The organism is Kitasatospora nipponensis (genome assembly GCF_039528135.1).
Taxonomy (GTDB): Bacteria; Actinomycetota; Actinomycetes; order Streptomycetales; family Streptomycetaceae; genus Kitasatospora; species Kitasatospora nipponensis.
In genome coordinates, this window is record NZ_BAAALF010000885.1 from 1 (window position 1) to 605 (window position 605).

General features: G+C 68.9%; 1 protein-coding gene. It reads right to left on the reverse strand.

The window, feature by feature from the left end; all coding sequences use genetic code 11:
- The coding region (locus tag ABD323_RS43865; protein ID WP_344447588.1) for a hypothetical protein at positions 1-605 on the reverse strand (605 nt) is incomplete at both ends.

Genomic DNA, 605 nt, shown 5'->3' on the forward strand with positions numbered 1-605 from the left:
ATCATCTGGACGTACTGCAGGCCCGCCCGGCCGTAGTGCACCAGCTCCTCGGGCGCCCCGCTCTCCACCAGGTCGTCGATCAGGTCGAGGTAGACCGAGTGGTACGCCTGCTGCCGGACCGCGTCGAACTCCCCGTTGGCGGTGGGCTGGTGGGCGTCCAGCCGGTACACGTCCAGCGCCGACTTGGCCAGGTCCATGGAGATGGCGTCAGCCATCCCACTGCCCATCAGCCAGTCGAAGGAGACCGGACCGGTGTCACCGGCGCGGGCCACCGCGATGCCGCACCCGTAGTTGTTGGCGGAGTGCATCCGGAAGACGCAGGCGTCCCAGATGCCGGTGGAGTCGTTGAGCCGCGCGTGCAGACCGCCCTGCCCATGGTCCAACTTCTCGGCGTACTGGTACACCCACTGCCGGACCAGCGAGAGCAGGGCGTGCACCGCGTCATGCCCCCAGCCCTCCTCGTCCATGGCCGCGACCAGGTCGTCCACCCCGTGCCCGTAGAGCCGGAACCGTCCGCCCACCAGGTCCAGCGGCGGGATGCACAGGTCGTCGACGATGGTGCTCGCGGCGACGTAGCGCAGATAGGTCGGGTCCTGCGAGAAGTG